At 61.0% G+C, this 23987-nt stretch carries 26 protein-coding genes; 14 read left to right on the top strand and 12 right to left on the bottom strand.

Annotated elements, in window-relative coordinates:
- Positions 1–26 precede the first annotated feature (26 nt).
- The 4 genes from argH (at position 27) to AC2A6O_RS10275 (ending at position 5927) form a co-directional block, all read left to right on the top strand.
- Entirely contained in the window at positions 27–1412 is a 1386-nt protein-coding gene (gene argH, locus AC2A6O_RS10290) for an argininosuccinate lyase (protein ID WP_498926766.1), read from the top strand.
- Between the two features lie 163 nt (positions 1413–1575).
- Positions 1576–1776, top strand: coding sequence for a lipoprotein (locus tag AC2A6O_RS10285; RefSeq protein WP_205513909.1), 201 nt, complete (start codon positions 1576–1578; stop codon positions 1774–1776).
- A 155-nt stretch (positions 1777–1931) separates the two neighbouring features.
- Complete coding sequence (gene lysA / locus AC2A6O_RS10280) at positions 1932–3206, top strand: diaminopimelate decarboxylase (RefSeq protein WP_148583464.1); 1275 nt, start codon at positions 1932–1934, stop codon at positions 3204–3206.
- 138 nt (positions 3207–3344) lie between these two features.
- Entirely contained in the window at positions 3345–5927 is a 2583-nt protein-coding gene (locus AC2A6O_RS10275) for a TIGR02302 family protein (RefSeq protein WP_498926764.1), read from the top strand.
- A 355-nt stretch (positions 5928–6282) separates the two neighbouring features.
- On the opposite strand, the gene AC2A6O_RS10270 is transcribed toward AC2A6O_RS10275, so the two are convergent.
- Genes AC2A6O_RS10270 through AC2A6O_RS10260 form a run of 3 tightly spaced genes read right to left on the bottom strand, consistent with a single transcriptional unit; the run spans position 6283 to position 8182 of the window.
- Entirely contained in the window at positions 6283–6678 is a 396-nt protein-coding gene (locus tag AC2A6O_RS10270) for a response regulator (RefSeq protein WP_498926762.1), read from the bottom strand.
- A 2-nt stretch (positions 6679–6680) separates the two neighbouring features.
- Positions 6681–7244: a hypoxanthine phosphoribosyltransferase gene (hpt, locus tag AC2A6O_RS10265; protein WP_148583394.1), complete on the bottom strand. Its 564-nt coding sequence runs from the start codon at positions 7242–7244 to the stop codon at positions 6681–6683.
- A gap of 2 nt (positions 7245–7246) precedes the next feature.
- Positions 7247–8182, bottom strand: coding sequence for a zinc-ribbon domain-containing protein (locus tag AC2A6O_RS10260; protein ID WP_148583395.1), 936 nt, complete (start codon positions 8180–8182; stop codon positions 7247–7249).
- A gap of 194 nt (positions 8183–8376) precedes the next feature.
- Here AC2A6O_RS10260 and ftsE point away from each other — a divergent pair, with 194 nt between their 5' ends.
- From ftsE to AC2A6O_RS10240, 4 genes are all read left to right on the top strand, one after another.
- Positions 8377–9036, top strand: coding sequence for a cell division ATP-binding protein FtsE (gene ftsE, locus AC2A6O_RS10255; RefSeq protein ID WP_006936783.1), 660 nt, complete (start codon positions 8377–8379; stop codon positions 9034–9036).
- A gap of 8 nt (positions 9037–9044) precedes the next feature.
- Positions 9045–10097: a cell division protein FtsX gene (locus AC2A6O_RS10250; protein ID WP_498926759.1), complete on the top strand. Its 1053-nt coding sequence runs from the start codon at positions 9045–9047 to the stop codon at positions 10095–10097.
- Between the two features lie 85 nt (positions 10098–10182).
- Complete coding sequence (locus AC2A6O_RS10245) at positions 10183–10875, top strand: YdcF family protein (protein ID WP_498926757.1); 693 nt, start codon at positions 10183–10185, stop codon at positions 10873–10875.
- A gap of 57 nt (positions 10876–10932) precedes the next feature.
- The gene (locus AC2A6O_RS10240; RefSeq protein ID WP_498927091.1) at positions 10933–11709 is read left to right on the top strand and encodes a lysophospholipid acyltransferase family protein; all 777 of its coding nucleotides are present in this window, start codon (positions 10933–10935) and stop codon (positions 11707–11709) included.
- A gap of 79 nt (positions 11710–11788) precedes the next feature.
- Here AC2A6O_RS10240 and AC2A6O_RS10235 read toward each other — a convergent pair whose 3' ends face one another.
- Positions 11789–13246 (bottom strand): NCS1 family nucleobase:cation symporter-1, encoded by a 1458-nt coding sequence (locus AC2A6O_RS10235; RefSeq protein ID WP_148583398.1) that lies wholly within the window; start codon positions 13244–13246, stop codon positions 11789–11791.
- A gap of 199 nt (positions 13247–13445) precedes the next feature.
- Between AC2A6O_RS10235 and AC2A6O_RS10230 the strand changes: the two genes are divergently transcribed.
- A complete protein-coding gene (locus tag AC2A6O_RS10230) occupies positions 13446–14153 on the top strand; it encodes a GntR family transcriptional regulator (RefSeq protein ID WP_498926755.1) in 708 nt (235 codons plus the stop codon).
- A gap of 31 nt (positions 14154–14184) precedes the next feature.
- Here AC2A6O_RS10230 and AC2A6O_RS10225 read toward each other — a convergent pair whose 3' ends face one another.
- Complete coding sequence (locus tag AC2A6O_RS10225) at positions 14185–14703, bottom strand: gamma-glutamylcyclotransferase (protein ID WP_498926753.1); 519 nt, start codon at positions 14701–14703, stop codon at positions 14185–14187.
- A 151-nt stretch (positions 14704–14854) separates the two neighbouring features.
- Here AC2A6O_RS10225 and AC2A6O_RS10220 point away from each other — a divergent pair, with 151 nt between their 5' ends.
- Entirely contained in the window at positions 14855–15904 is a 1050-nt protein-coding gene (locus tag AC2A6O_RS10220) for a DUF2125 domain-containing protein (RefSeq protein ID WP_498926751.1), read from the top strand.
- A gap of 72 nt (positions 15905–15976) precedes the next feature.
- Here AC2A6O_RS10220 and AC2A6O_RS10215 read toward each other — a convergent pair whose 3' ends face one another.
- A complete protein-coding gene (locus tag AC2A6O_RS10215) occupies positions 15977–16438 on the bottom strand; it encodes a GNAT family N-acetyltransferase (protein ID WP_498926749.1) in 462 nt (153 codons plus the stop codon).
- 204 nt (positions 16439–16642) lie between these two features.
- Here AC2A6O_RS10215 and yddG point away from each other — a divergent pair, with 204 nt between their 5' ends.
- From yddG to AC2A6O_RS10200, 3 genes are all read left to right on the top strand, one after another.
- Complete coding sequence (gene yddG / locus AC2A6O_RS10210; protein WP_498926747.1) at positions 16643–17560, top strand: aromatic amino acid exporter YddG; 918 nt, start codon at positions 16643–16645, stop codon at positions 17558–17560.
- Between the two features lie 136 nt (positions 17561–17696).
- Positions 17697–18581 (top strand): HpcH/HpaI aldolase/citrate lyase family protein, encoded by an 885-nt coding sequence (locus tag AC2A6O_RS10205; protein ID WP_148583403.1) that lies wholly within the window; start codon positions 17697–17699, stop codon positions 18579–18581.
- Positions 18582–18598: 17 nt separating this feature from the next.
- The gene (locus AC2A6O_RS10200) at positions 18599–18805 is read left to right on the top strand and encodes a DUF1737 domain-containing protein (RefSeq protein ID WP_498926745.1); all 207 of its coding nucleotides are present in this window, start codon (positions 18599–18601) and stop codon (positions 18803–18805) included.
- Positions 18806–18868: 63 nt separating this feature from the next.
- On the opposite strand, the gene AC2A6O_RS10195 is transcribed toward AC2A6O_RS10200, so the two are convergent.
- The 3 genes from AC2A6O_RS10195 to AC2A6O_RS10185 are packed head-to-tail and all read right to left on the bottom strand — an operon-like array spanning position 18869 to position 20312.
- Positions 18869–19402 (bottom strand): helix-turn-helix transcriptional regulator, encoded by a 534-nt coding sequence (locus AC2A6O_RS10195; RefSeq protein ID WP_498926744.1) that lies wholly within the window; start codon positions 19400–19402, stop codon positions 18869–18871.
- Entirely contained in the window at positions 19399–20049 is a 651-nt protein-coding gene (locus tag AC2A6O_RS10190) for a cytochrome b/b6 domain-containing protein (protein ID WP_498926743.1), read from the bottom strand. The genes AC2A6O_RS10195 and AC2A6O_RS10190 overlap by 4 nt, the downstream gene beginning before the upstream one ends.
- A 2-nt stretch (positions 20050–20051) precedes the next feature.
- On the bottom strand, positions 20052–20312 hold the full coding sequence (locus AC2A6O_RS10185) for a PepSY domain-containing protein (protein WP_498926741.1): 261 nt from the start codon (positions 20310–20312) through the stop codon (positions 20052–20054).
- Positions 20313–20594: 282 nt separating this feature from the next.
- Between AC2A6O_RS10185 and AC2A6O_RS10180 the strand changes: the two genes are divergently transcribed.
- On the top strand, positions 20595–21206 hold the full coding sequence (locus AC2A6O_RS10180) for an NAD(P)H-dependent oxidoreductase (RefSeq protein WP_498926739.1): 612 nt from the start codon (positions 20595–20597) through the stop codon (positions 21204–21206).
- Positions 21207–21221: 15 nt separating this feature from the next.
- Here AC2A6O_RS10180 and AC2A6O_RS10175 read toward each other — a convergent pair whose 3' ends face one another.
- The 3 genes from AC2A6O_RS10175 to AC2A6O_RS10165 all read right to left on the bottom strand — a co-directional run bounded on the left by AC2A6O_RS10175 (position 21222) and on the right by AC2A6O_RS10165 (position 23979).
- Entirely contained in the window at positions 21222–22217 is a 996-nt protein-coding gene (locus AC2A6O_RS10175) for an LLM class flavin-dependent oxidoreductase (protein WP_498926737.1), read from the bottom strand.
- 126 nt (positions 22218–22343) lie between these two features.
- Positions 22344–23312, bottom strand: coding sequence for an ATP-dependent carboxylate-amine ligase (locus AC2A6O_RS10170; protein WP_498926735.1), 969 nt, complete (start codon positions 23310–23312; stop codon positions 22344–22346).
- A 19-nt stretch (positions 23313–23331) separates the two neighbouring features.
- On the bottom strand, positions 23332–23979 hold the full coding sequence (locus AC2A6O_RS10165) for an outer membrane lipoprotein carrier protein LolA (protein ID WP_148583411.1): 648 nt from the start codon (positions 23977–23979) through the stop codon (positions 23332–23334).
- Positions 23980–23987: the final 8 nt, after the last annotated feature.

The raw sequence follows: 23987 nt of genomic DNA, 5'->3' as shown, positions 1-23987 counted from the left end.
AGGGGGCGCCTTCTAAGGGACAGGACATGAGCAATCGCATGTGGGGAGGCCGGTTCGCTGAGGGACCGGACGCCATCATGGAGGAGATCAACGCCTCCATCGACTTCGACCGTAAGCTATATAAGCAGGACATCGACGGCTCGAAAGCCCATGTGCGCATGCTGGCGGAAAAAGACATCGTGACGCGGGACGATGCCGACAAGATTGTTCAAGGTCTAGACACAATCCTGTCAGAGATCGAAAGCGGCGAGTTCAAGTTCTCCCGTGCGCTTGAAGACATTCACATGAACATCGAAGCGCGCCTTGCCGAGCTCATCGGTCCGGCGGCCGGGCGCCTGCACACCGCACGCTCGCGCAACGACCAGGTGGCGACGGATTTTCGTCTGTGGGTGCGCGACACGCTCGACACACTGGATGATCAGCTCGGTGAGCTGATGCAGGTGCTTGCGGAAAAGGCGGAAACCCATGCCGCAGACGTCATGCCCGGTTTCACGCACTTGCAGTCCGCCCAGCCGGTGACCTTTGGCCACCACATGCTGGCCTATGTCGAAATGTTCGGCCGTGATCGCAGCCGCGTGCGCGACGCCCGCAAGCGTATGAACGAATGCCCCCTTGGGGCAGCCGCGCTGGCCGGCACGTCCTTCCCGATCGACCGGCACATGACTGCCAAGGCGCTGGGTTTCGACCGGCCTGCGGCAAATTCGCTCGATGCCGTGTCCGACCGTGATTTCGTCATCGAGGCGCTGGCAACAGCCTCGCTTACGGCCATGCATCTGTCGCGCCTTGCCGAAGAAATCGTCATCTGGTGCTCGGCACAGTTCGGCTTCGTCAAACTGTCCGACAAGTTCTCGACGGGCTCCTCGATCATGCCGCAGAAGAAAAACCCGGATGCGGCAGAGCTGGTGCGTGCCAAGTCGGGCCGTATCTACGGTTCGCTGCAGGCGCTTCTGGTGATGATGAAGGGTTTGCCGCTGGCCTATTCCAAGGACATGCAGGAAGACAAGGAACAGGCTTTCGATGGTCTGGCCAGCGTTTCCCTGGCTCTTGCAGCCATGACCGGCATGATCGGCGATCTGGAACCCGTCACCAAGGCCCTGAAAAAAGCCGCAGGCTCGGGCTATTCGACCGCGACGGATCTGGCCGACTGGCTGGTGCGCGTTCTCGGCCTGCCTTTCCGCGATGCCCATCACGTAACCGGCCGCATTGTGGCAATTGCCGTGGAGAAGGGCGTCGAGCTTCACAAGGTCTCTCTGGAAGAGATGCAGGCGGTGGAGCCGAAGATCACCAACGAGATCTTCCAGGTGCTGTCTGTCGACAAATCCGTGCGCAGCCGCACCAGCTATGGCGGTACATCGCCGGTGAATGTGCGCAAGCAGGCGCGCCGCTGGCTGAAGGACCTGGCCAAGGCCTGACGGCCGGCTGAAGGCCCCCTCTCCCGACAGGGCACGGCGCGAACTGGTCTTGCCGAATGCGCCGTGTCATGCGAGGAGAAAGATCAGCGTGTGACTTTGTAAAAACTCCCGTGTCCGCCAGCGCGCGGGGGAGTCGATCCAAAAAGGCATAATGGTGATGACAATGCGGTTCAAAACCCTGGCTCTGGTCGGTCTTTGCCTGAGCGTGACCCTGGCAGGGTGCGGCCGCAAGGGCGGGCTGAGCGATCCGCGGACCCCTGTTCAGCAGGCGGATACCGTTGCTGATCCAGCCGTTGCAGCTCCGGTTCAGCCCGAGGCACCGGAAAGCGACAAGTCCTTTTTCCTGGATTTTCTGATCCAATAAACCACAGGCGCAGCGGGACAACCAGCTGCGCTCTGGAGCCAAGCCGGATGTGCCGAGCACCCGGGGGCTCCGTTGTTTCAATGCCGATCAGCTATCGCACGGTCAGGTTACGCCACCGGCCATCGAACCTGATCCAGCCGCATGAGGGCCCTCCCTTGCATCACTTCGATTACAAGAATGGCGAATTGTTTGCCGAAGACGTGGCGATCGAAACGATCGCGCGTGAAGTCGGTACACCGTTCTATTGCTACTCCACGGCGACGCTGACCCGTCACTACCAGGTGTTTGCCTCCGCTTTCAGCGATATCTCGTCGCTGGTCTGCTATGCGATGAAGGCAAATTCCAACCAGGCTGTCCTGAAGACGCTTGCGCAGCTGGGGGCCGGTATGGACGTGGTCTCGGAAGGCGAATTGCGCCGTGCGCGGGCCGCTGGCGTGCCGGCGTCGAAGATCGTCTTTTCCGGTGTCGGCAAGACCGAGGCCGAACAAGCCTATGCGCTGCAGGAAGACATCCTGTGCTTCAACGTCGAGTCCGAACCCGAATTGCGCCAGCTTTCCAGGGTGGCCAGCGAAATGGGCAAGACCGCGCGGGTGTCCATGCGCATCAACCCGGATGTCGATGCCAAGACCCACGCCAAGATTGCGACCGGCAAGGCCGAGAACAAGTTCGGCATTCCCTGGCAGCGCGCCCGGGAGGTTTATGCGGAGGCCGCGGCTCTGCCCGGCATCAAGGTGACCGGTATCGACATGCACATCGGCTCGCAGATCACGGAGCTGGAGCCTTTCGACAATGCGTTCGCGCGCCTGGGTGAGCTGATCACGGATCTGCGCTCGCAGGGCCATACGATTGATCATGTCGATCTCGGCGGTGGTCTGGGCATTCCCTATATCACCGACAACAATCCGCCGCCGCATCCCGATGCCTACGCCGAGGTGGTGAAGAAGCATGTACGCGAGCTGGATTGCACGGTCATGTTCGAGCCGGGCCGCATGATCGCAGGCAATGCCGGTATCCTGGTGACCGAAGTCATTTACGTAAAGGATGGTGCCGACAAGAAATTCGTTATTGTCGATGCTGCCATGAACGATCTGATCCGGCCGACGCTCTACGAAGCCTATCACGAGGTGCGCCCGGTGCGTGAACCGACGGAAGAAACAGACCGAATCAAGGCCGATATTGTCGGTCCGGTGTGTGAAACCGGTGATTTTCTGGCCCAGAACCGGGATATGCCCAGTGTAGAGGCTGGGGAAATGCTGGCGGTCTATTCGGCTGGCGCTTATGGCGCGGTTCAGTCCTGCACCTACAACACGCGCCTGCTGGTGCCCGAAGTGCTCGTAAATGCAGACCAATTCGCCGTTATCCGGCCGCGGACAAGCTATGAAGACCTGCTCGGCCTGGACCGGATTCCGGACTGGCTCAAGGGTTCGTGAACAGATCGGCTGACAATTAGTTGAACCGACAGGTTGCCGGACAGCCCGCTATGCCTCACCTTACTATAAGGCGTGCAGGTCCAGCGGGCTGCGTTTCCGGCGAAACGGGCAGTTCGGGGGGCAAAACCGGAGGTGCCATTGAGCGCGAGCGACAGCGACCCCGATCAAGACCGTCAGATTTCTCCCGAAGCCAATCGCTGGCGGGCCATGACGCAGGCCCGGCTGGACAAGCTGGTGAGCCAGAGCCGCCGTGCCCTCTTCATCGAACGCCTATGGCGTGCCCTGCTTCCGGTGCTCGTGGTGCTCGGCCTGTTCGTCGGGGTATCGTGGCTTGGCCTGTGGCTGGTGTTGCCCGCCTGGGCAGGACCGCTCGGACTTCTCGTTTTTGCTGCCGGAGTCATCTGGGCCGCGCGTGATCTCTTCCACCTGACCTGGCCGACCCGCGAGGACGCGCTTGCCCGCGTCGAGAAATCCTCCGGCCGTACCCACCGTCCGCTAACCGCGCTGGAAGACGAGTTGTCGGTCGGCGCGCGCGACCGTGAAAGCCAGGCCATCTGGGCGCTGCACCAGCGGCGTACGGCAGAAGCCGTTGCCGCCATCCGCTCCAAGGCGCCGAACCCACAAGCCTTCCGCCGCGATCCATGGGCGCTTCGCGTTCTGGCCGCCAGCGTGCTTGTAATCGGGTTTTCGACAGCCAGTGGCGATCATTTCGGCCGTCTGGTCTCGGCTTTTCAGAACCCGTTCAAGACCGTGGAACCGCCCAGTCGTCTTGATGCCTGGGTCACACCGCCGCTCTACACCAGCGAACCACCGATTTATCTGACGGGCGAAAGTGCCCAGTTGCGTGATCCCGGTGCGCCGATCTCGGTGCCGGAAGGCTCCGTACTCGTGGTCCGTACCCAGGGCGCGCGCGATCTCAAGATGACCTATGCCCGGGCGGAAGACGCCGAGCCACAGGTGATCGAACCCGAACTTGGCACAGAGACGGAAGACCCGGACCTGAAGGCGCTTCTGCCGGTTGAACGCCGGCTTGAACTGGAAACCACGGGTATCGTCGAGTTGCACACCGGGGAAGAGCGTCTCCTGAGCTACGTCTTTGCGGTGAAGCCGGACGATGCGCCGAGTATCCGGTTGACGGACGACCCTGAAGAACAGCTCAGCGGCGCGCTCAAGTTTTCCTATCTGGTCAATGACGACTATGGCGTCGTGTCCGCCGAGGCGCGCATCGCACCGCTGCCCGATCCGGATCACAACAACCGGGTGCCCCGACCCCTTGTGGATGCTCCCCAGTTCCCATTGTCGCTGCCGGCGCGCGCCGGAACGGCCAAGACGGCTGAAACCATCCGGGATCTGACGTCACACCCCTGGGCAGGGTCAGAGGTCAACCTGACGCTGCTTGCGCGTGATCAGGCTGGTCAGGAAGGACTGTCGCCGGCCTATCGCATCACTCTGCCCCAGCGCCGCTTCGGCAAGCCCCTGGCGCGCGCTGTCGTTGAACAGCGCCGCAACCTGGCGCTTGATGCCGAAAGCCAGAGCCAGGTCATCATCGCGTTCGACTCCCTGATGCTGGCGCCGGAGATGTTCGACTTCAAGCCGCGCAACTACCTGGGCATGCGCTTTGCCTATGGGGCGCTTGTGAATGCCAGGACCGATGAAGACCTGAAAGCCCTGTTGCCTCTTCTGTGGGATCTGGCCCTGTCGATCGAGGACGGAGACCTGTCGGCCGCTGAACGCAAGCTGCGCGACGCCCAGGAAGCCCTGCGCAAGGCGCTGGAGGAAGGGGCGAGCGATGAGGAAATCGCCAAACTGACCCAGCAACTGCGCGAAGCGTTGAACGAATTTATGCAGGCGCTTGCCGAGCAGATGCGCCAGAACCCGCAGGCCATGCAGCCCTTCGACGGCAACCAGCAGACCTTGAGCGAGCAGGATCTGACCGACATGCTGGATCGCATCGAGGAACTGGCGCGCACCGGTTCACGTGATGCAGCCCGCGAGCTGCTGTCTCAAATGCAGCAGATGCTGGAAAACCTGCAGGCCGGACGTCCACAGATGATGCCCAACAGCATGTCCAGCGAAATGATGGAAATGCTCAACGAGCTGGGTGAGATGATCCAGCGGCAACAGCAGTTGATGGACGAGACCCACAAGTTCAATCAGGACCAGCAGCAACAGCGCCGGGGCCAGCAACAGCAGCGCGGAGAGCAGCAGCAAGGCCAGGGCCAGCAGATGACCCAGGAACAGCTTGAGCAGATGCTGCAGCAGTTGCAGGAGGGCCAGGGTGAGCTGGCACAGCAGCTTCAGGAACTCATGGACCAGCTGAGCCAGAATGGCGTGGGCCAGAACCAGGCGCTCGGCGAGGCTGGCGAATCCATGGGCGAGGCGCAGGAGTCTCTTGGCGAAGGTCAGGGCCAGCAGGCGCTCGGCGAGCAAGGAAATGCTCTTGATGCCCTGCGGCGTGGCGCACAGGGCCTGACCGAGCAGATGATGGGCCAGGGTGAAGGTGCCGGGTCGCCCAACGGCCCCTCGCCGATGGACGAAGACCCGCTTGGCCGTCCGCGGCGTACCGAAGGTCCGGATTTCAACAACCGGGTGCGCATCCCCGACGAGATCGACGTGCAGCGGGCCCGCCGGATCCTCGAAGAGCTCCGCCGCCGCTTCTCCGACCCGTCCCGGCCACAGCTCGAGCTGGATTATCTGGAACGACTGCTGAAGCGGTACTAGATCCTCCCAGACAAAGCTTCATGACCCCGCTTCGGCGGGGTCAGTTGTTTTGAGGGTGGTGTTTGAATATCTGGCCCATCCTTCGAGACGCGCACACGTGCGCTCCTCAGGATGAGATTGTCTTTGTGGTGAAGGCGATTGTTCATCAGACCGAGTGCCCAGCCACATTCAACTCTCACAGTATCCAAGGATCACCCTCATCCTGAGGAAGCGCGGAGCGTTGTCTCGAAGGATGGGCCACTTGCTCGGTCTTCCTGCGGCCTTGGCAAAAAAAGTGGGGTTACCTGCGCGGCACAGGGCAAACAAAAACCCCGCCGAAGCGGGGTCTTGGTTTTCGGGACTGCAGCCAGGAGCCTTACGCGTAGCGGCGGGTCTCGCTGGGCAGATTGCCGGAAATGGCGTTGCGTACGGCCTTGCGGATGTCGGCCAGCGAAAACGGCTTGGTGACGACGTCATGCACCAGGGCTTCAAGGCCGTTGGCCCGTTCGCGCTGGTCGGCAAAGCCGGTCATGAGGAGGATCGGCAGCCGCGGGTAGTCGCGGGCCGTCTGCAAGGCAAGGGCAATGCCGTCCATGACCGGCATCTTGATGTCGGACAGCAGCAGATCGAAGCCGCCCTTCTCGCGGGTCAGAACCTCGACGGCTTCGCCGCCATCCTCTGCCGCTTCAACGGAATGACCGTCAAGCTCCAGAGCACGCTTTACGAAGCTGCGTACCGCTTCATCGTCTTCAGTAAGAAGAATGCGAGCCATGCTCACTCTCCCGTGTTGCCGTCTGACGCTCCGTCCTCCGGGGCGACAACGTATCCAATATAGGGCAACTGCCGCCAAGCGTGGCCCATATCCATACCATATCCGACGACAAACTTATCAGGACAGGCAAAGCCAACGTAATCGGCAGATATGGCAGCTTTGCGGCGCTCGGGTTTATCCAGCAAAGCTGCGATCTTTACCGAGCGTGCGCCTCTGTTCAGCAGCCGCTCCCGCGCGAAGGCGAGTGTGCGGCCAGATTCCAGGATATCATCCACTAAAATTATATCGCGCTCGTTAACGTCACTTTCAACATCGCGCAAAATACGGATGTTTTCCGAGCCTTCGGTACCGGCCCCGTAGGAGGACAGATGCATGAACTCCATTTCCGGCTGAAGCGCGGCCCGATGCATTGCCCGCACGAGATCGGCCGCAAAAATGAAGCTGCCTTTCAGCACGGCGACGACCAGCAGATTCTGCGGTTTGCCTTCGGCGATTTCCTCTGCGAGTGCGCCAACACGCTGGGCAATGGCGTCTTCATCAAACAGAGTAAGAATATGTGATGTCATGGTCACTCTAGAACTACCTGGCGTTGGCCGCGTTCAACAAACCGCACCTGGATATCCGACGCGGCTTTGGGAGGGTCGGCTAATATCGTCCTGAACCGGGTTTCGTCCAGTGCATTTAGCGTTTTTGTTCTGGGTTCCACTGTCCAGGCATAAACTTCCTGCATGTCGGCGCCGCGGATCGACAGGCGCACGGCGGGAACGGAGTTCAGCTCATCAAGCAGGTTGCGGATCGAGCCCTCGACCACGAGGACCTTCTTGCCGTCCTCGACTTCGGTGAAGATGCGCAGGTTGCGGAATTCCAGTCCGCGCAGGTTGACCTCAAAGCCGACCATCCGGAACAGGCTTGCCAGGTCGGGTGACTGCTTCACCAGCGTGTCGCGCATCAGAACGAACATGACACAGACCGCTATGGCGACGCCGAACAGCGCTATGCCGCCGATGCGCCGGTAGTTGCGCCGGACCAGCCAGTTCAGGATCACCCCGATCTGGTCTCTGCGGAACTTGTTCGGGTTGACGATGATTTTCGGCCGCTTGGCCTGGGATTCAATGTCGGCGTTGTTCTCCGATCCGCCGGCCCGCGCATCCTCATCAAGGTCCGCGGCAAATTTCGCCTCGTCGCTGGCAGTGCGGACAGGGTCCGGTTCGGGAACGGCGGTTGCGGGTTCGTCGTCCTCTTCGTCAGGCTCTGCGTCGAAGGTTTCTTCTTCGGCGTCGGCAGCCCACTCGGCTTCATCCTGTTCGGGATCTTCCGCGACCGAGGGAGTTTCAGTATCGCTGTCGGTCTTGGCGTCGAACGCGACGTCGCCTTCTTCGTCATCGTCAGGCGAAACGAACCAGCGGTTGCCACACTTGGCGCATTTGACACTGCGCCCTTCCGGGCCAAGGGCCTCTACCTTAATCTCGTAGGAGGTACTGCAGTCCGGACATTTGATCTTCATGCGCGAAGACCTTTCGCCATGGCACGCTCTATCGGTTCACTTTTGAACCCGGGGGTCGAAATCCGGCACGAAATGTTGGACAAGGGCCAAGCAAATCTGTTGACGGACTTTCAGGTCCTTAATGGACCTTTATATGATTAATGCACCGTTAACGGCCAGGCTATAGCGTTCGGGCCATCAACAGGAGTAATTTTGTGATCCGCTTCGAAAATGTCGGATTGAGATACGGAATGGGACCGGAAATCCTGCGCGATCTGACATTTCAGATCGAGCCGCAGTCGTTTCAGTTTCTGACCGGGCCTTCCGGGGCGGGCAAGACCAGCCTGATCCGGCTCTTGTTCATGTCCCTGCGTCCGACCCGTGGCCTGATCAAGGTGTTCAACCGCGACCTGAGTGTGATCGACAAGCAGGAATTGCCCAAACTCCGGCGCAAGATCGGTGTGGTGTTTCAGGATTTCCGGCTGCTGGACCATCTGACGACATATGAAAATGTGGCCCTGCCGCTGCGCGTGGTGGGCAAGGATGAATCCGAATACCGGTCCGACGTGATCGATCTGTTGCGATGGGTCGGGCTTGGCGACCGCATGCATGTTCTGCCGCCGGTGCTTTCGGGTGGTGAAAAGCAGCGTGCCGCGATTGCGCGCGCGCTGATCACGCGGCCGGAGATGCTGCTTGCCGACGAGCCGACCGGTAACGTGGACCCGCCGCTTGCACGTCGTCTGTTGCGCCTTTTCATTGAATTGAACAAACTCGGCACTTCTGTCGTCATCGCGACCCACGATATCGCGCTGCTGGAACAGGTGGACGCCCGGCGCATGGTGCTTGCGGACGGGCGCCTCTCAATTTTCGATTAGGCGGCATAATGGTTCAGTCCGACGACACCAGCAAAAAACAGGCGAGCGATTCCAGCGTCCGCACGCCCAAGCGGATGTTACGGTCGAAGCGTGGCCGCAAACCGGCCCGCAAGGCTGCGCCCAAGCCGAAGAACGAGGCCCCCCAGGGTGACCATGCCAAATTGCGTCCTGCCGCGGCGATCGTGCCGCCGCAGGCCGTTGCGGGGCGGGCACTTACGCTTGTGGTTGCCATCATGAGCTTTCTGGCCTGTCTGACGGTTGGTGCGGTTTCGGTGGTGTGGGACGCTGCCGATGCCTGGCAGAACGATCTGGTGCGCGAGATCACCATCCAGATCCGCCCGGCCGAAGGCGTCGACATGCTGCGGGAAATCGACAAGGCAGTTGCGCTCGCGCAGGAGTTTCCGGGCATCGATTCCGTTCGGGCCCTATCCGATGCCGAAACCAAGGCCTTGCTGGAACCCTGGCTCGGCGAAGGCCTCCAGCTTGACGGTCTGCCGGTGCCGCGTCTCATCCAGATCACCGTCGGAGATCCGGAACTCCTGAACCTGTCGCAATTGCGCGAAATGGTTTCCCGAAGCGTGACCGGTGCGAGTGTCGACGATCACTCGGTCTGGACGTCAAGGCTGTCAGCCATGGCCGGGGCCGTGGTGCTAGGAGGCTTTGCCATCATGGTGCTCGTGCTCAGCTCGATGGTCTTGAGCGTCGTGTTCGCGACCCAGGCGGCGATGGCCGGAAACAAGGACGTCGTCTCCGTTCTGCATTTCGTCGGTGCCGAGGATGGCTTCATCGCGCGGGAATTCCAGCGGCACTTCCTGATGCTGGGGCTGAAGGGCGGTGTTTCCGGCGGTGTTGCGGCGATCTTGAGTTTTCTCATCGTCGACATGCTCACCCGGCAGGGCTCCGGCCAGGCGGGCTCCGATCAGATGTCGGCGCTCTTCGGCGGTGTCTCCGTCAGCCTGCCCGGCTACCTCGGGGTGTTCGGCGTCGTGTTCCTCGTGGCGATCCTGACAGCCCTCACTTCGGGACTCGCGGTCAAGGCCCATCTGGCGAAAGTGGATTGATTTTCTCGCACAATGCCGTGAAATTGGCCGAATCACTTATCATAGTCGCGATATGACTCATGCTGACACAGTGTTAGACCCTGTTTTGGACGACAGAAGCTCCGTCGCTGACGAACGACGTGTGTCCGTATCGCAGGACCAGCGCACAGCACGCGGGAGCGCCGTCAAGGGCGACAAGCGCAAGAAGCGCTTTGGCCTCAGGGTTCTGTTCGTCGCGGTCGTCACGGCTCTTGTGGCCGGAACCGCCGGGCAGTTTGCCATGTTCGCCCAGAAGGTCGCCAACGCCAGGGTGCCGGTCGCTGCCAATGCGGATGCCATCGTGGTGCTGACGGGGGGGCATGCCCGCGTCAACGAGGCGGTGCGCCTTCTGGAAGAAGGACGCGCCAACCGATTGCTGATTTCCGGCGTTCATCCCGGCACCACGCGCGAACAGCTTGCTGCTGTTACCGCGTCCAATATGCCGCTGGAAAAGAACAGCGTTGATCTTGACCGCGTCGCGCTGAATACAGCGGGCAATGCGGTGGAAACCGCCAATTGGGTCAGGAAAAACGGGTTCTCCTCCTTGCTGGTCGTCACCAGTGCCTACCATCTTCCACGGGCCAAGGTGGAGCTGGCCGGAGCCCTGCCGGACGTGGCCCTGATAGAGTACCCGGTCTTCTCCAAGGACCTGAAGCTGGATCACTGGTACAGGGAGCCTGCAACGATGCGGCTTCTCATGCGCGAATATGTGAAGTATATCCTCGCCCGACTCCGGATTACCGTGCAGGGTGTGCGCTGACAGCTGTCGGATCACGGCCGAGCGGTGGCTTCACCCACGACCAGTCTCTATGGTGCCATGGTTTTTCTGCGCTCTACCCTTTTCCAGATCCTGTTTTATTCCGTCACCCTGGTGCTGATGATCCTGTTCGCACCGGTCATGCTGCTGCCGCGCCGCTGGGGCTGGTGGGTGGTGCCGACCTGGTCGCGGGTGCTGCAGCTGCTGATGCGCGTTTTTGCGGGCATCAAGGTGGAAGTCCGGGGACGGGAAAACCTGCCTGAGGGCGGTTTCATCGCTGCCATGAAGCATCAGTCCGCGTGGGAAACTGTGGCGATGATACCGCTTTTCAGAAGTCCCACCTTCATTCTGAAGCGCGAGCTGCGCTGGATCCCGATTTTCGGCTGGTACACGGCCAAGTTCAAGCAGATCCCGATCAACCGTGGCAAACGGTCCGAAGCTCTGGTTGCGATGATGCAGGCGGCCAAGCAAGCGATTGCCGAAAAGCGCCAGATCCTGATCTTTCCGGAAGGCACACGCCGGCCCGCCGGGGCCGAGCCGAAGTACAAGTTCGGGATCGCTCATCTCTACCGTGATCTGAAGTGCCCGGTGGTGCCGATTGCCCACAATGCCGGCCTCTACTGGCCCCGTGCCTCCTGGAAGGTCTATCCGGGCACGGTGATCGTCGAGATCCTGCCGCCGATCGAACCCGGCCTGACACCGAATGCCTTTTACGAAAGAATGGTCACCGATATCGAAGCGGCCAGTGACCGGTTGATCGAGGAAGCCCGCGGGGCCCGCAAGCCCTCGCCGGTGCTTGAAGACGTCAACGCGCGCCGCAAGGCACAACCGGCCTGACAAAAAAAGGCCGCCCCGGCGAACCGGGACGGCCTTTCTGTTTGAAGCTGGTTCAATCGCGAAGATCGCCTGAAGCTGCTCAGGCTGCCTTGCCGGCTTCTGCCGATTGCAGGCGCATCAGGACCAGATGCAGCACACCGCCCAGAACCGCGCCGATGATCCAGCCGTAGCCGGACAGTTCCGACAGGGCCGGAACCCACACAGTTGCCACCGAGAACAGTGCGGCGATTGCGAAGGCGAAGATCGCCTTCATGTTCCAGCCGTTGTTGTAGTGGTAGCGGGCGTTCGGATCGGAGGAAAACAGCGCCTCGACATCGATGTTCTGCTTGCGCACGAGATAGTAGTCAGCGACCAGAATGCCGTACAGCGGCGCCAGGAACGCGCCAAGCGTGTCGACAAACGCGGCAATGCCGATGTTCGAGATGACCGACACCCAGAGCGCACCGATGAAGAAGGCGATGACGGCGGTGATGATGCCGCCGGTCCTGGCCGAGATCTTCTCCGGGTTGAGGTTGGCAATGTCGTAAGCCGGCGGAATGAAGTTTGCCACCAGGTTGATACCCACCGTTGCCGCGAAGAAGGTGACGGCGGCGACCAGCGTCAGGACAACGTTGTCGACACGATCAACGATGTCGGCCGGGTTCACCAGTTTCTCTCCGAACAGCACGACGGTGCCGGCTGTCACGAACAGGGCGATGAACGAGAAGAAGGCCATGGAGACCGGCAGTCCCCAGAAGTTGCCGCGCTTCATGGCGCGCTCATCCGACACGAAGCGGGAAAAGTCACCGAAGTTGATCACGACAGCGGCAAAATAGGCGATCATCGTGCCGATAACCGCGACAAAAGCGGCGACTGGCCCGCGCGGATCGGTCGCTTCGCTGCCTTCGAAGATGGTGCCAAGGGCCGAGAAGATGCCGTTGCCGGCTTTCCACCAGATCACAAGGCACAGCGCGATCATGACGATGTAGACGAAGGGCCCCGCCCAGTTCAGGAACTTGCCGACCCAGTCGATGCCCTTCATGAACAGGGCAACCTGGAAGACGCAGACAATGAGATAGGAAATCCAGCCGACAGTTGTCATGCCGAGGAATTCCGCTCCGCCTTCACTGCCGATCAGCGTGTTGAACAGCAAGGCAACCGCGGTAGAGGCGAAATAGGTCTGCACGCCGTACCAGAAGATGGCGACGATGCCGCGCACCAGCGCCGGAAAACGGGCGCCGTAAACACCCATCGAGGCACGAGCCATCACCGGATAGGGCACGCCATGTTTGACCGAAGGACGGCCGGTGAGATTGACCAGCACCATGACGAAGAAACCGGCCAGCACGATGGCCGCGAAGACCATCCAGCCGTTGAGGCCGTAGGTGATGAACAGCGATGCGGCCAGGGTGTAGCCGAACAGGCTCTGGATATCGTTGTTCCAGACGTTGAAGATTTCGAATGCGCCCCACTTGCGCTCCGAAGCCGGGATCGGCGCGAGGTCTTCGTTGTAGAGACCCCCGTCTCGTGGACCCGATTTGCCAGTTGAATTCGCCATAGTCTCCTCCTTGCGGCCACATCCCCGGCGGCCTTGATCTATTTCCGGACGTTCGCGTGACTTCTTGCGTTCTCCCGGACGCAGGAAGCGCTTGGCTGTGCATTGCAAAAAGTTTGTGCTTGCATCTAACATTTTACAAAGCATGTTAGGTAACAGACTATGCGGAATTTCAAGCAGGTCCTTTCGGTTTTGCTTGGAAATGCCTGTGGCGACAACCTGCGATCATCCAGACCGGATCGACGGAGCTGCTATGAAGGACGCGAACAAGGGCGAATTGCTGAACGACAAGGCTTTTCAGGCACTTGTCGAATCCTTGCGCAGCGGTTCGTTGCGCAACGGACAGTTTCTGTCCATGTCCCAGCTTGTCGACCTTTTGCAATATCCGATCGCGCCTGTACGCGAAGCCGTCAAATACGCCAGTTCGCAAGGGTTCCTGACGACGGTGCCCAAGCGCGGTCTTCAGGTGATGGAAGCCAGCCCCGACAACATCCGGGAATGTCTGGACGAGCGACTGGTGCTGGATCAGGAGGGCGCGCGGCGGCGCATTTCACAGGGTAATCTCGACGGACTGGAAGCCTTGCGGCGCCGGCACGAGATCATGCGGGACGCGGCAAGGACGGGCCCTGCCGCCGGTCTGCCGCCCCAAGCCATCGAAGTCGATCTGTCCCTGCACGCCTACCTTGGCGAAGGTCTTGGAAACTCGCTTTTGTCGGCAGCTTATGCGGCAAACCGCGTCCGGATCGCAGTTATCCAGCATGCGCGGCCGTTTCTTGCCGACCGGATTGCCTCGGCGATGGACGAGCATCTGAAGGTGATCGATGCGCTGGAAGCGCGCAATGAGGCCGATGCGGTGCAGGCGCTGAAGTATCACTGCGAGCAGACGCTGCGCTGGTGGGGCGTTCCCTGAAGCGGCCGGGCAAACGCCTCTGAACGTCTGATCAGGGTTTCAGCCGTTCTGCCAGCCAGGCCAGACCCGTATCCGGAATGCCCATTTCCTGCAGATGAGCTGCCGTGTTGATGACATAGTCCGGATTGGCGCCGGATTTGCCGACAGCCCCTCTCACGATCTCAAGCTGCTCTTCCAGCGGCAAGGCCCCTGCATATTGAGCGTGGCCGTGATCGACCATGTAGACAAGCGCCTCAACCGTCTCGCCGCTGTCCAGTTCGACGTGATGATGGTGTTCCTTGTAGACCATCGTCGTCTGTTCGCGGGCGCGCAGATATTCCAGCACTTGCGGCCAGATGTCCCCGGAAACCTGATAGGCGATCCCCCGGCAGGCGCCGCCGTTGTCTAGACCGAAGACCAGTCCGGGTCGTTGCTGGGTGCCCCGGTGAACCCACGAATAGACGCAAAGCGAGCGATGTGCGCCGCGCAGCAGTGCCGGTTCGGCGCGCTGGTGATCAAATCCGGGGTTCCACATCAAAGAACCATAGCCAAAGACCCAAAAATCGCTCATATCGACCTGTCTTGTGTTACCGCAGCTGCGGAGATAGCAAGCTGCACCGGCCGTTTCAATGGCACTCCGGCCGCCGCCTGTCCTGCGGGTGGCTTTTGTTGGCAGTGTGCGCGGTCCGGAAACCGACCGAACCAGAAGAGGGTGTCTCCCAGTGTCCGATACCAAGACCAAGCCGCCGAAACCTTCCAGACGCGGATATATCCTGCTGGCCGGAGCCATCGTTCTTGTTGTCTTCGGCTGGACGGTTGCCTGGTTTTACGGACAATCCGTCCTTCGGGAGCAACTTGACCGGCAGATCGTCCGCATGGCGGATCAGGGTCTCGATGTGAGTTGTGCGGAACTCGCCATTGCCGGCTATCCGTTCCGGTATGAGGTGTCCTGCGCGAACATGCGTTCGGCCGACAGCTGGGGAACAGCGGCGTCGCTTGGCGGCCTCAATGCGGTCGCTCTGATCTACAATCCGTGGCACGTCATTTTCGAGGCAACGTCTCCCGCCGCCATGTCGGTGCCGGTGAACGGTCTGGAGGGCGGCCTGACGTGGCAGACGGCCCGCGCCAGCGTGAAGTTCGGCGAGAACGCAATCAGTTCACTTGATGCGGTGATCGACAAGCCGGAAGCCGCATTCGATACCGCCCTCGCCCAGGGCCTGTTTGCGGCCGAAAAAACCGAGGTGCATCTGCGCAAGCAGCCCGAAAGCACTGCGACGCTGGAAACCTTTGTCACTGTTCAGGATCTCAGCCTCAAGTCCTTGCCGGAGCTGCAGCAGACGATTTCCCTGCGTGCCCACACCCGTATCGAAGGCGGGACTGCGCTGCTCGCGGGGGTCGATCTCGTTTCGCTTGTGCAGGTGCAAGGTGGTGAATTGCCGGTGGAACTCGTGCTCGCTGAAGTCACGCTCGGGACCGGAAAGGCGTCGGCTGCTGGCGATCTGGTGATCGCAGGCGACGGCACGCTGAGCGGGTTTCTGGAGCTGAGCCTCGGCAACCCGGAGGCACTTCTGGACAGCGTGAAGCCTTTGTTCCCGCCCGATGACCAGACCTTCTCACTGCTGCAGAATGTGGTGAAGAGCCTTGCGCCCGCGGCAAAGGAAATCGACGGTGTGCGGACCATCGCCCTGCCGATCTCCATTGACCGTGGCGACGTACGCATCGGATTCCTGCCGCTCGGCAAAATCCCGCCGTTGTTTCCCGCAGGATCCTGAACAATCGAAGGCCTCAGCCCGCGCTTCATCAAGGATGTGCGGGCTGAGGCCTGTCTGAAAGGGGGTGACCGGTCAGTCGCCTGCGATGCGGTCGATCGGGATCAGGTAACTCTTGCGATGGTCGGGTTCGGCGATCTTTTCATAGAGCGCAACTGCCGGGGTGTTCTTGCCCGGCACGATCCAGCGCAGATGCAACCATCCGCGGCTCTGGCCCTCGGTGACCAGCGTTTCGATCATCTTGCGGCCGGTGCCCTTGTTGCGGTGGTCGGGATGGACGTAAATGTCGTCCAACTGGCCGATCCTGAGGCCGGTGATGAGTTCCGGCAGGTCGAAGAAAACTGCGAAGCCGACCAGCTTTTCGCCTTCGAAAGCACCCAGAACCTCGGCGGTTTTGTCATTTAGAATGCGTTCGGCGTAATAGGCGTCCGGACGGCGCGGTGCTCCGCGCTTCAAGGCCTGCGCGTTTTCCGCAATAAGCGGCGCAAGCTGATGGGCATCATCCAGCCGAAGGGCTCTGATTTGCGTTGTCGTCATGTTTTCCCCGGAAAGCAAGTCGATTGAGTGTGTGTCTTTACTCCACCATGTCCTGAAACAGGCACCGTGATCAAGGATTTCGATGAATTAATGGCTGCGGCATCTGTTCAGGCGGACAACCCGGGTCATGTCCGCGGTGTGCAGACTTTCGCCGGCCGTGTTTTCATGCCATGAGCGATGGAAGGAAAAAGGCGGGAAGTGGAGATGACAGACAGGCAGAAGTTGAAGGCGACGCTGATCGGGCTTACCGCCGTGCTGATGTGGGCGACCCTCGGCCTGTTCGGTGCCGGTTCCGGCAATGTGCCGCCTTTTCTGCTCAATACGCTGTGTTTCGGCTTTTCCGGCCTCGCGGCGCTGGTCTGGCTGGTCGTGACCGGCAAGACCCGGCTGCTCCGGCAACCGCTCGGCGTCTGGGCTTTTGGCACCTTCGGCCTGTTCGGATTCCATTTTTTCTATTTTACCGCGATCCGCAACGCACCACCCGTCGAAGCCAATCTCATCAATTACACCTGGCCTTTGCTCATCGTCCTGTTTTCCGCCCTTTTGCCGGGCGAACAGTTGCGGCTGCACCATGTTATCGGCACCGTTCTTGGTCTGGCCGGTGCGGTGCTTCTGATCACCGGTGGCGAAGGTGTCGGGTTTTCCTCCGGTTCCATGCTCGGCTACGGGGCGGCGGTGGCCTCTTGCCTATTCTGGTCCAGTTACTCGGTTCTGTCGCGCAGACTGGGTGCGGTCCCGACCGAAGCCGTTGCGGGTTTCTGCCTCATGACGGCGGTCCTGTCAGGGATTTGCCATCTGGCGCTTGAGGAAACGATCCTGCCTGCAACGTCGCTGGAATGGGCATCTGTGCTGGCGCTGGGGGCTTTTCCGGTGGGGCTTGCGTTCTTCACCTGGGACATTGGCGTCAAGCGCGGCGATATCCAGGTGCTGGGGGCGGCGGCCTATTCGGCACCGCTTCTGTCCACCCTCTTGCTGATTGCCTTTGGCTTTGGGGCGTTGACGCCTTCGGTCGGCATTGCCTGTCTGGCGATTACACTGGGGGCGGTGATTGCCGCAAAGGACATGCTCTTCAAACGCCGGCAAAAAGCACCAGCGCGCGCGCCAGCGGACGAACTGTTGTGACCGCTGGGGGTTGGGGCTGCGTTAATCGCCAGTCCGGCGCTCAAACACTGCCTTTCCCCCTTCGGCGAATTCCCCTCCTTGATGTGATCCACTAAGTTAACCGGAAATCCGTTTTCTCAGTTCGCAGGATCTACCCATGACAGCACAGCCAAGACCCCGCCGTTCCGCTCTCTATATGCCCGGCTCCAACGCCCGCGCACTGGAAAAGGCGGCGACGCTGGATGTGGACTGCCTTCTGCTCGACCTGGAAGACGCGGTCGCCCCTGATGCCAAGGAAATGGCGCGAACGCAGATCGTCGAAGCCGTTTCAGCACGCCCCTATGGCAAGCGCGAGGTGGTGATCCGCATCAACGGGCTGGAGACGCCCTGGGGAGAGGACGATCTGGCGGCAGCGGTCAAGGCCAATCCGGATGCCGTTCTGGTGCCCAAGGTCAACAGCCCCGCCGATCTGCAACTGGCCGCGCACAAGCTCTCGCTTCTGGGCGCTTCGGCGGACCTGAAGCTCTGGGCGATGATGGAAACGCCGCTGGCCATGCTGAATGCCGGTGCCATCGGCGCCTGCGGTCAGGATCCGGCCGTGAGACTGTCCTGTTTCGTCATGGGCACCAACGATCTGGCCAAGGAAACGCGGGCACGCCTGACGCCTGGCCGGGCCGCCATGACGCCCTGGCTGATGACCTGTGTTGCCGCAGCGCGCGCTGGCGGCATCGACATTCTGGACGGCGTCTACAACGCGTTTCAGGACGAGGAAGGCTTTGCGGCCGAATGTGCGCAGGGTGTCGACATGGGCATGGACGGCAAGACGCTGATCCATCCGAAGCAGATCGCCCCCTGCCATGCGGCTTTCAGCCCGTCGGAGGAGGAAGTCGCCTGGGCGCGCAAGATCAACGCCTTGTTCGACGAGCCGGAAAATGCGGGCAAGGGCGCAATCCAGGTGGACGGCAAGATGGTTGAAAGGCTACATGCGGACATGGGCAAGCGGGTGATCGCCATCGCCGACGCCATCGCGGCCCGGACCTGACACACAAGAGAGCTTTCATGAAACTCTACCGCTTCATCACCGGCATCGACGACAGCGAATTCTGCCACCGGGTTACCCAGGCTCTCAACAAGGGCTGGCAGCTTTCCGGCTCTCCGTCGCTTACCTACGATGCCACGCGCGGCGCGACCATTTGCGGCCAGGCCGTGACCAAGGAGGTCGACGGCGTCGAATACTCGCGTGAACTAAAGCTCGGCGACTATTGATCGTCGCCGGGTCTGTTTGAAGCATCGGCAGGTGAGGCTCGTCAAAGAGCGTTTCTGCCGGCTTCACGCCGGCGGTGCGGTTTCTGGCTTTGCCGAAAGTCCGTCGTGCAGCAGATCTTCAACGAACCACGCCGCGAACTGGTGACGGCCGGAAACGCCGGCTTTGGCGTAAATTCTGGTCAACTGGGCCCGCACGGTTCCCTGTGCGGCACCGCGTAGCTGCGCGATCTCCGACAGGTCCAGGCCTTTCAGGGCCAGGAGGCCGACATCGCTTTCGGCGGGGGTGAGGCCCCATTCTGCAAATTGAGCGTCGATAATTTGCGCAAGATCGCCTCGTGCCGCACCGAGGGCGCGTTCCTGGTGCCGTAGCCTTTCCAGGGTGAGCCGCAATTGCCATCCGGCCAGAAAAATGCCCACGATCAAAACAAAGGCGACGAAGAACTCGAATACGGAATGCGGGCTGTCGACGTCGATCACCAGGTCCGTAAAGGCATCGCCGACAAAGAAGATTGCGGCAACGGATTGCAACAGCATGAAGGCGGCAAGGGCGGTTGGCTCCCGCCGTCCCTGCCGCAAGTTGATCCCTGAAAATGTCATTTTTTCCTGTTCCAGCCAACCAGCATGGGCCGGACCAGATTACGCTTCATCGCACGGCTTTCAACTGCGACACCTGCGACATGAATCAGGGCGAGTATCAGCATCAGGTTGGCGGCGACCTCGTGAACTTCCTCTGCTGCTTCCCCCAGTGCCGAATCGTGATCCTCTTCCCCATCATCGTCCTTGACGAGCACCGACCAGTCGCCGGCGGCAACCGCCGCCTTTTCCTCTGCGATCGTGATGGGGCTCTTGGCGCCGGTCATGTAAAGGCCCGTTCCGGTCACCACGACAAGGCAGGCCCAGAGCGCGTAGACCATCATCGCTCCGGCGGGATTATGGGAGCGATAGTGACGTGGCTTGCCGCGAACAAGGTCGATGAGGTGAGACACTGCTGCGCGCGGGTCGGGCGGAAAGGCGGAGAACCTGGCTTCGGCCGGCCCGAGAAAACCCCACACGAAGCGGAGTATCAGCAATCCGAGAACGCCCCAGCCTATCCAGACATGGATTGTGCCGCCGCCCTTGTTGATGAGGCCATTGGCGATGACTGCGGCGGCGATCAGCCAATGGCTGATGCGCACCAGCGGGTCCCACAGATCGGGGGGGCTTTGCGCCCCCTCGGCCGATTGCGGGTTGTTCTGGACACCCATGATCAGTCTTCGTTTTTCACGTTGGTGATCTTGCCGGATTTCGGGTCGATATAGACTTCCCAAAGCTTGTTTTCCGCATCGGTGCATTTCGCTTCGATCTTGCCGTCCTCGGCTTCAAAATCCTTGACGGTGCAACCCGCCTTGGCCAGCGCTGCAGTTGCTTCTTCCGGATTGGTGCCGACCATGTCGCCGACAGCGGGCATGGCCTGAGCGGCGACCGGAGCTAGGCAGAGGCACAGAACAGCGAGAGATTTCTTCAGCATGGATTAGTCCTTCATCAGGTGGTTGTGACCGTTGGCGGTCTTGGTCCTGAATGGCGGCGAACCCGGCTCCGGTCGATTGACGGATTGCTGATTTCGGGGGCCGTAAGCACCTGCTTATGCGCCGGATTCCTGTCTCCGGCGGGTTTCTCGGCGGCGGGGCCAAGTGATTTGGGCTGCCCGGGCTTGAATTCGATGATCTGACTTGCGAAGTCATCCGAACGAAATTTCCCAGGCGATACTCCTGCGCTGATACCGGCGCCATTGCTTCAAGGAAACCGACCGTTGCGTATCTTTTCCCTTCTGGCGCATCCCAGAACCAACAGCTTCTGTCACGCTCTTTCCCAACGGGCGCGAGCCGCCTTGGAAACCGAAGGGCATCAGATCGAACATCATGATCTTTACGCCGAAGGATTTGACCCCTGCCTGACGGCCGAGGAAGCCTACTCGATCGGAGATACGCTGGAAGACGTGCTCTCCCGTTCGGAGGATCCTGTCGTTTCCCGGCACAGGGCAGGTATTTCAGAGGCTGAAGGGCTGCTGGTCGTCCATCCAAACTGGTGGGGCAAACCGCCGGCGATCCTGGCGGGCTGGATGGACCGTGTGCTGGTACCGGGTGTGGCCTATCGGCTTCAGACCGCCGAAGGTCTGCCGGAAGGGCTGCTGTCGATCCGAAAGGCGGTCGTGTTCAACACGTCCGACACTGAGGCCAAGCGTGAACGCCTTGATCTCGGAGACCCGCTGGAGCTGATCTGGGGGCGCTGCGTCCTGCCGTATTGTGGCGCTCTCGACTACGAGCGCCACGTTTTCAGGCCTGTCGTCGGCAGCTCCTATCCCCAGCGGCAAGACTGGCTGGAAAAAACCGCCCATATTTGTCGTCACGCCTTTGACGGCTGACGAGGGCTCCACACCCTAACCTGTCGCCAGTTCCCTGAGGACGTCGGCCGCGAGCTGGAAGGATTTCACGCGGGCAGCGTGATCGTGGATCATGCCGGTGATCATCAGCTCGTCAGGCTGGTAACGGGTGATGATTGCCGACAACTGGTCACGGATCGCCGCCGGAGACCCCGTTGCCGAGCAGGACAGGGCATGTTCCACTTGGGCCAGAACGGGTGCCGGGATTTCAACGCTGACATCTTCCACCGGCAAGGGCAATTTGCCCGGGCTGCCCATGCGCAAGCGGGCGAAAGCGAGAAGCTGGGACGAACGAAGGTAATAGGCCTCCTTGTCGGTGTCGGCGGCAAACACGCCGGCTGCCACCATCACATGCGGCCTGGCAAGCTGCGGTGACGGCTGGAAGGTTGAGCGATAGATCTGAAGTGCTTCTTCCAGCATGTCCGGTGCGAAATGAGAGGCAAAGGCGTAGGGCAGCCCAAAGGCCGCCGCGAGCTGCGCTCCGTAAAGGCTCGAACCAAGGATCCAGATGGGAACCTGCGTGCCTTCACCCGGTATCGCCCGAACCCTGCTGGTGTCAGACGCGGGCCTGAAATAGCTCATCAGTTCCTGCACATCCTGGGGAAAGCTGTCCTCTCCCGCCATGTGGCGGCGAAGCGCCCTGGCCGTCGCCATGTCCGTTCCCGGAGCGCGGCCCAGCCCGAGGTCTATCCGGCCGGGAAACAGCGTTGCCAGCGTGCCGAACTGTTCCGCGATAACCAGCGGCGCGTGGTTGGGCAGCATGATGCCGCCCGCGCCGACACGCATGGTGGAGGTTGCCGCCGCCACTTGCCCGATGACGAGCGATGTCGCGGCGCTGGCAATGCCCGGCATGTTGTGGTGTTCGGCCAGCCAATAGCGGTGGTAGCCTGCCTGCTCCGCGGCCCGCGCCAGATCGACGGTATTCGCCAGAGCTTCGGCGGCTGTCTGGCCTTCCGGGACAGGGGAAAGATCGAGAAGGGAAAAATGCTGCATGGATATCTCCGTTGGAGCTCCATGTAGGATCTGAAAACTCTCCCGCCAAGGTCAAGTTTTGTCGGCTCCCCTCTTCAGGACAGTCATTCCAGGCGTTTAACCGCTTTGCGACCGGACAGAGAGGATCTAGCCGGCGAAAATTGCCTCGAAGACACGGTCGTAGATCTGATGGACGGCGGCGCTCTCTTCCGAGCCTTGCCGGGCAAGGTTGCCAAGGCCGGGTGCGGCGTTGACCTCCAGAACGATGGTGTCCGACTCGGCGCCGGCAGCGTCCGGCAGGATCAGGTCGACGGCGGCATAGCGCAGGGCAAGCGCCTGCGCGGCCTTGCGGGCAAGGGCTGCAAGATCCGGAGCCAGGGAGCCGGTCACAATTCTGGCTGTACCACCCGCGGACAGATTGACGACCGGCAGGAGCGCGACTGTCTGCCCTGGCGTGGGGATCGCTTCCAGCGTCAGACCCTGCTGCGAGAGTTCGACGTGCAGGCGGGGATCGGCCGCCACAAGACGCGCATCAGCGCCGATCAACGCGGCAATGCTGCGCAGGCCATCGCCGGTGATCTGTGGCGGGCGCCGTTCAATGGCGCACAGCACTTCGCCGTCCAGCACGACAATTCTCACTTCCTGTCCGCAAATTTCCGGCTGCACCAGCAGCTGGTCGTTGTTTTTGGCAAGGGTGAGCAAGGTATCTTGAAGCGCGTGAAGGGTATCAACCCGCACAACGTCTCGCCCTTCCCGGCCACAATTGGGTTTGACGTAAAGCGGAAACCCGTACTGCTCGGCGAAATTCAATAGGTCTTGCGAGGGTTGGCTGTGCTCGCGGAGGTCCCGTGCAAACAGCAGGTGGCCTTCCGGCACTGCCAGGCCAGCCGCTTTCAGAAAGGTGGCGGCATAGGCTTTGTCGGTGGCGATTTCCGTTGCGCCGAGCGTGTTGAGGTCGAACCGGGTGCCCTTGAAGAACCAGCGTCTGCCCGACGGGCTTTCGACCAGGCCGGCGTGGCCGTGATCATCGCCTGCTGTCAGGCGGTAGCCTTTGCGGGCGCAGTAGGTTTCAAGCAGATCGAAGACGAGTGCACGCCGGCCGGCCTCTCCAGTCATGTTCCGGCCAGCCGGGCGGTTAGTTCTTGTTCTGGCGGGCGTTGGCCAGATAGTCGATCTTGAACAGGTCCGGATTGGTCGGGCCGTTGGAGACGACGTTGTAGACTGCAACGGAGGTGTCGTAACCCTGCTGGTCGGTCACCGTCCATTGCTTCAGGGCGTAGTCCTTGGCATCGAAGATCAGCGTCAGCGTGCCGGAATTGAACTTGGTCTTGTCGAAGATCGTGACCGTGATCAGGTCTTCTTCCACCAGAACGTTGGTGACGTTGGTGTCCTTTTGCAGGTCGATGTCGTCGGACAGTAGAAAGCGCAGGGGCGTCTGGCCGAGCGGCCAGATGTCCTGGGTGTTCAGCTTGCGGTCGCGAACCGACACCGACTTGCCGTCGGCCACGATGTCGAGCACCGAGGGCTTGTTGTAGTAGAAGCGCACCTTGCCCGGACGGGCCATGTAGAACTTGCCGTCGGACTGGCTGCCGTCAGGACCGAACTGGATGAAGTCGCCATGCATGGTCTTCACCGAGTTGAAATAGGTGTTCAGGTCCGTAAGGGTCTTTTGTTCCTGCTCGGTCAGCGCTGCGGCAGGCAGCAGTGCCGACAGGGACAGTGCCGCGGCCAGGCCCACTGCCAGCAGAGGTTTGATCAGGCGGGAAGCGAAGCGTTTCAGCATGTTGCAAT

The organism is Labrenzia sp. ATLA3 (assembly GCF_057180185.1).
The sequence above is the reverse complement of the archived record's forward strand: the minus strand, read 5'-3'. Positions and strand labels throughout refer to the sequence as shown.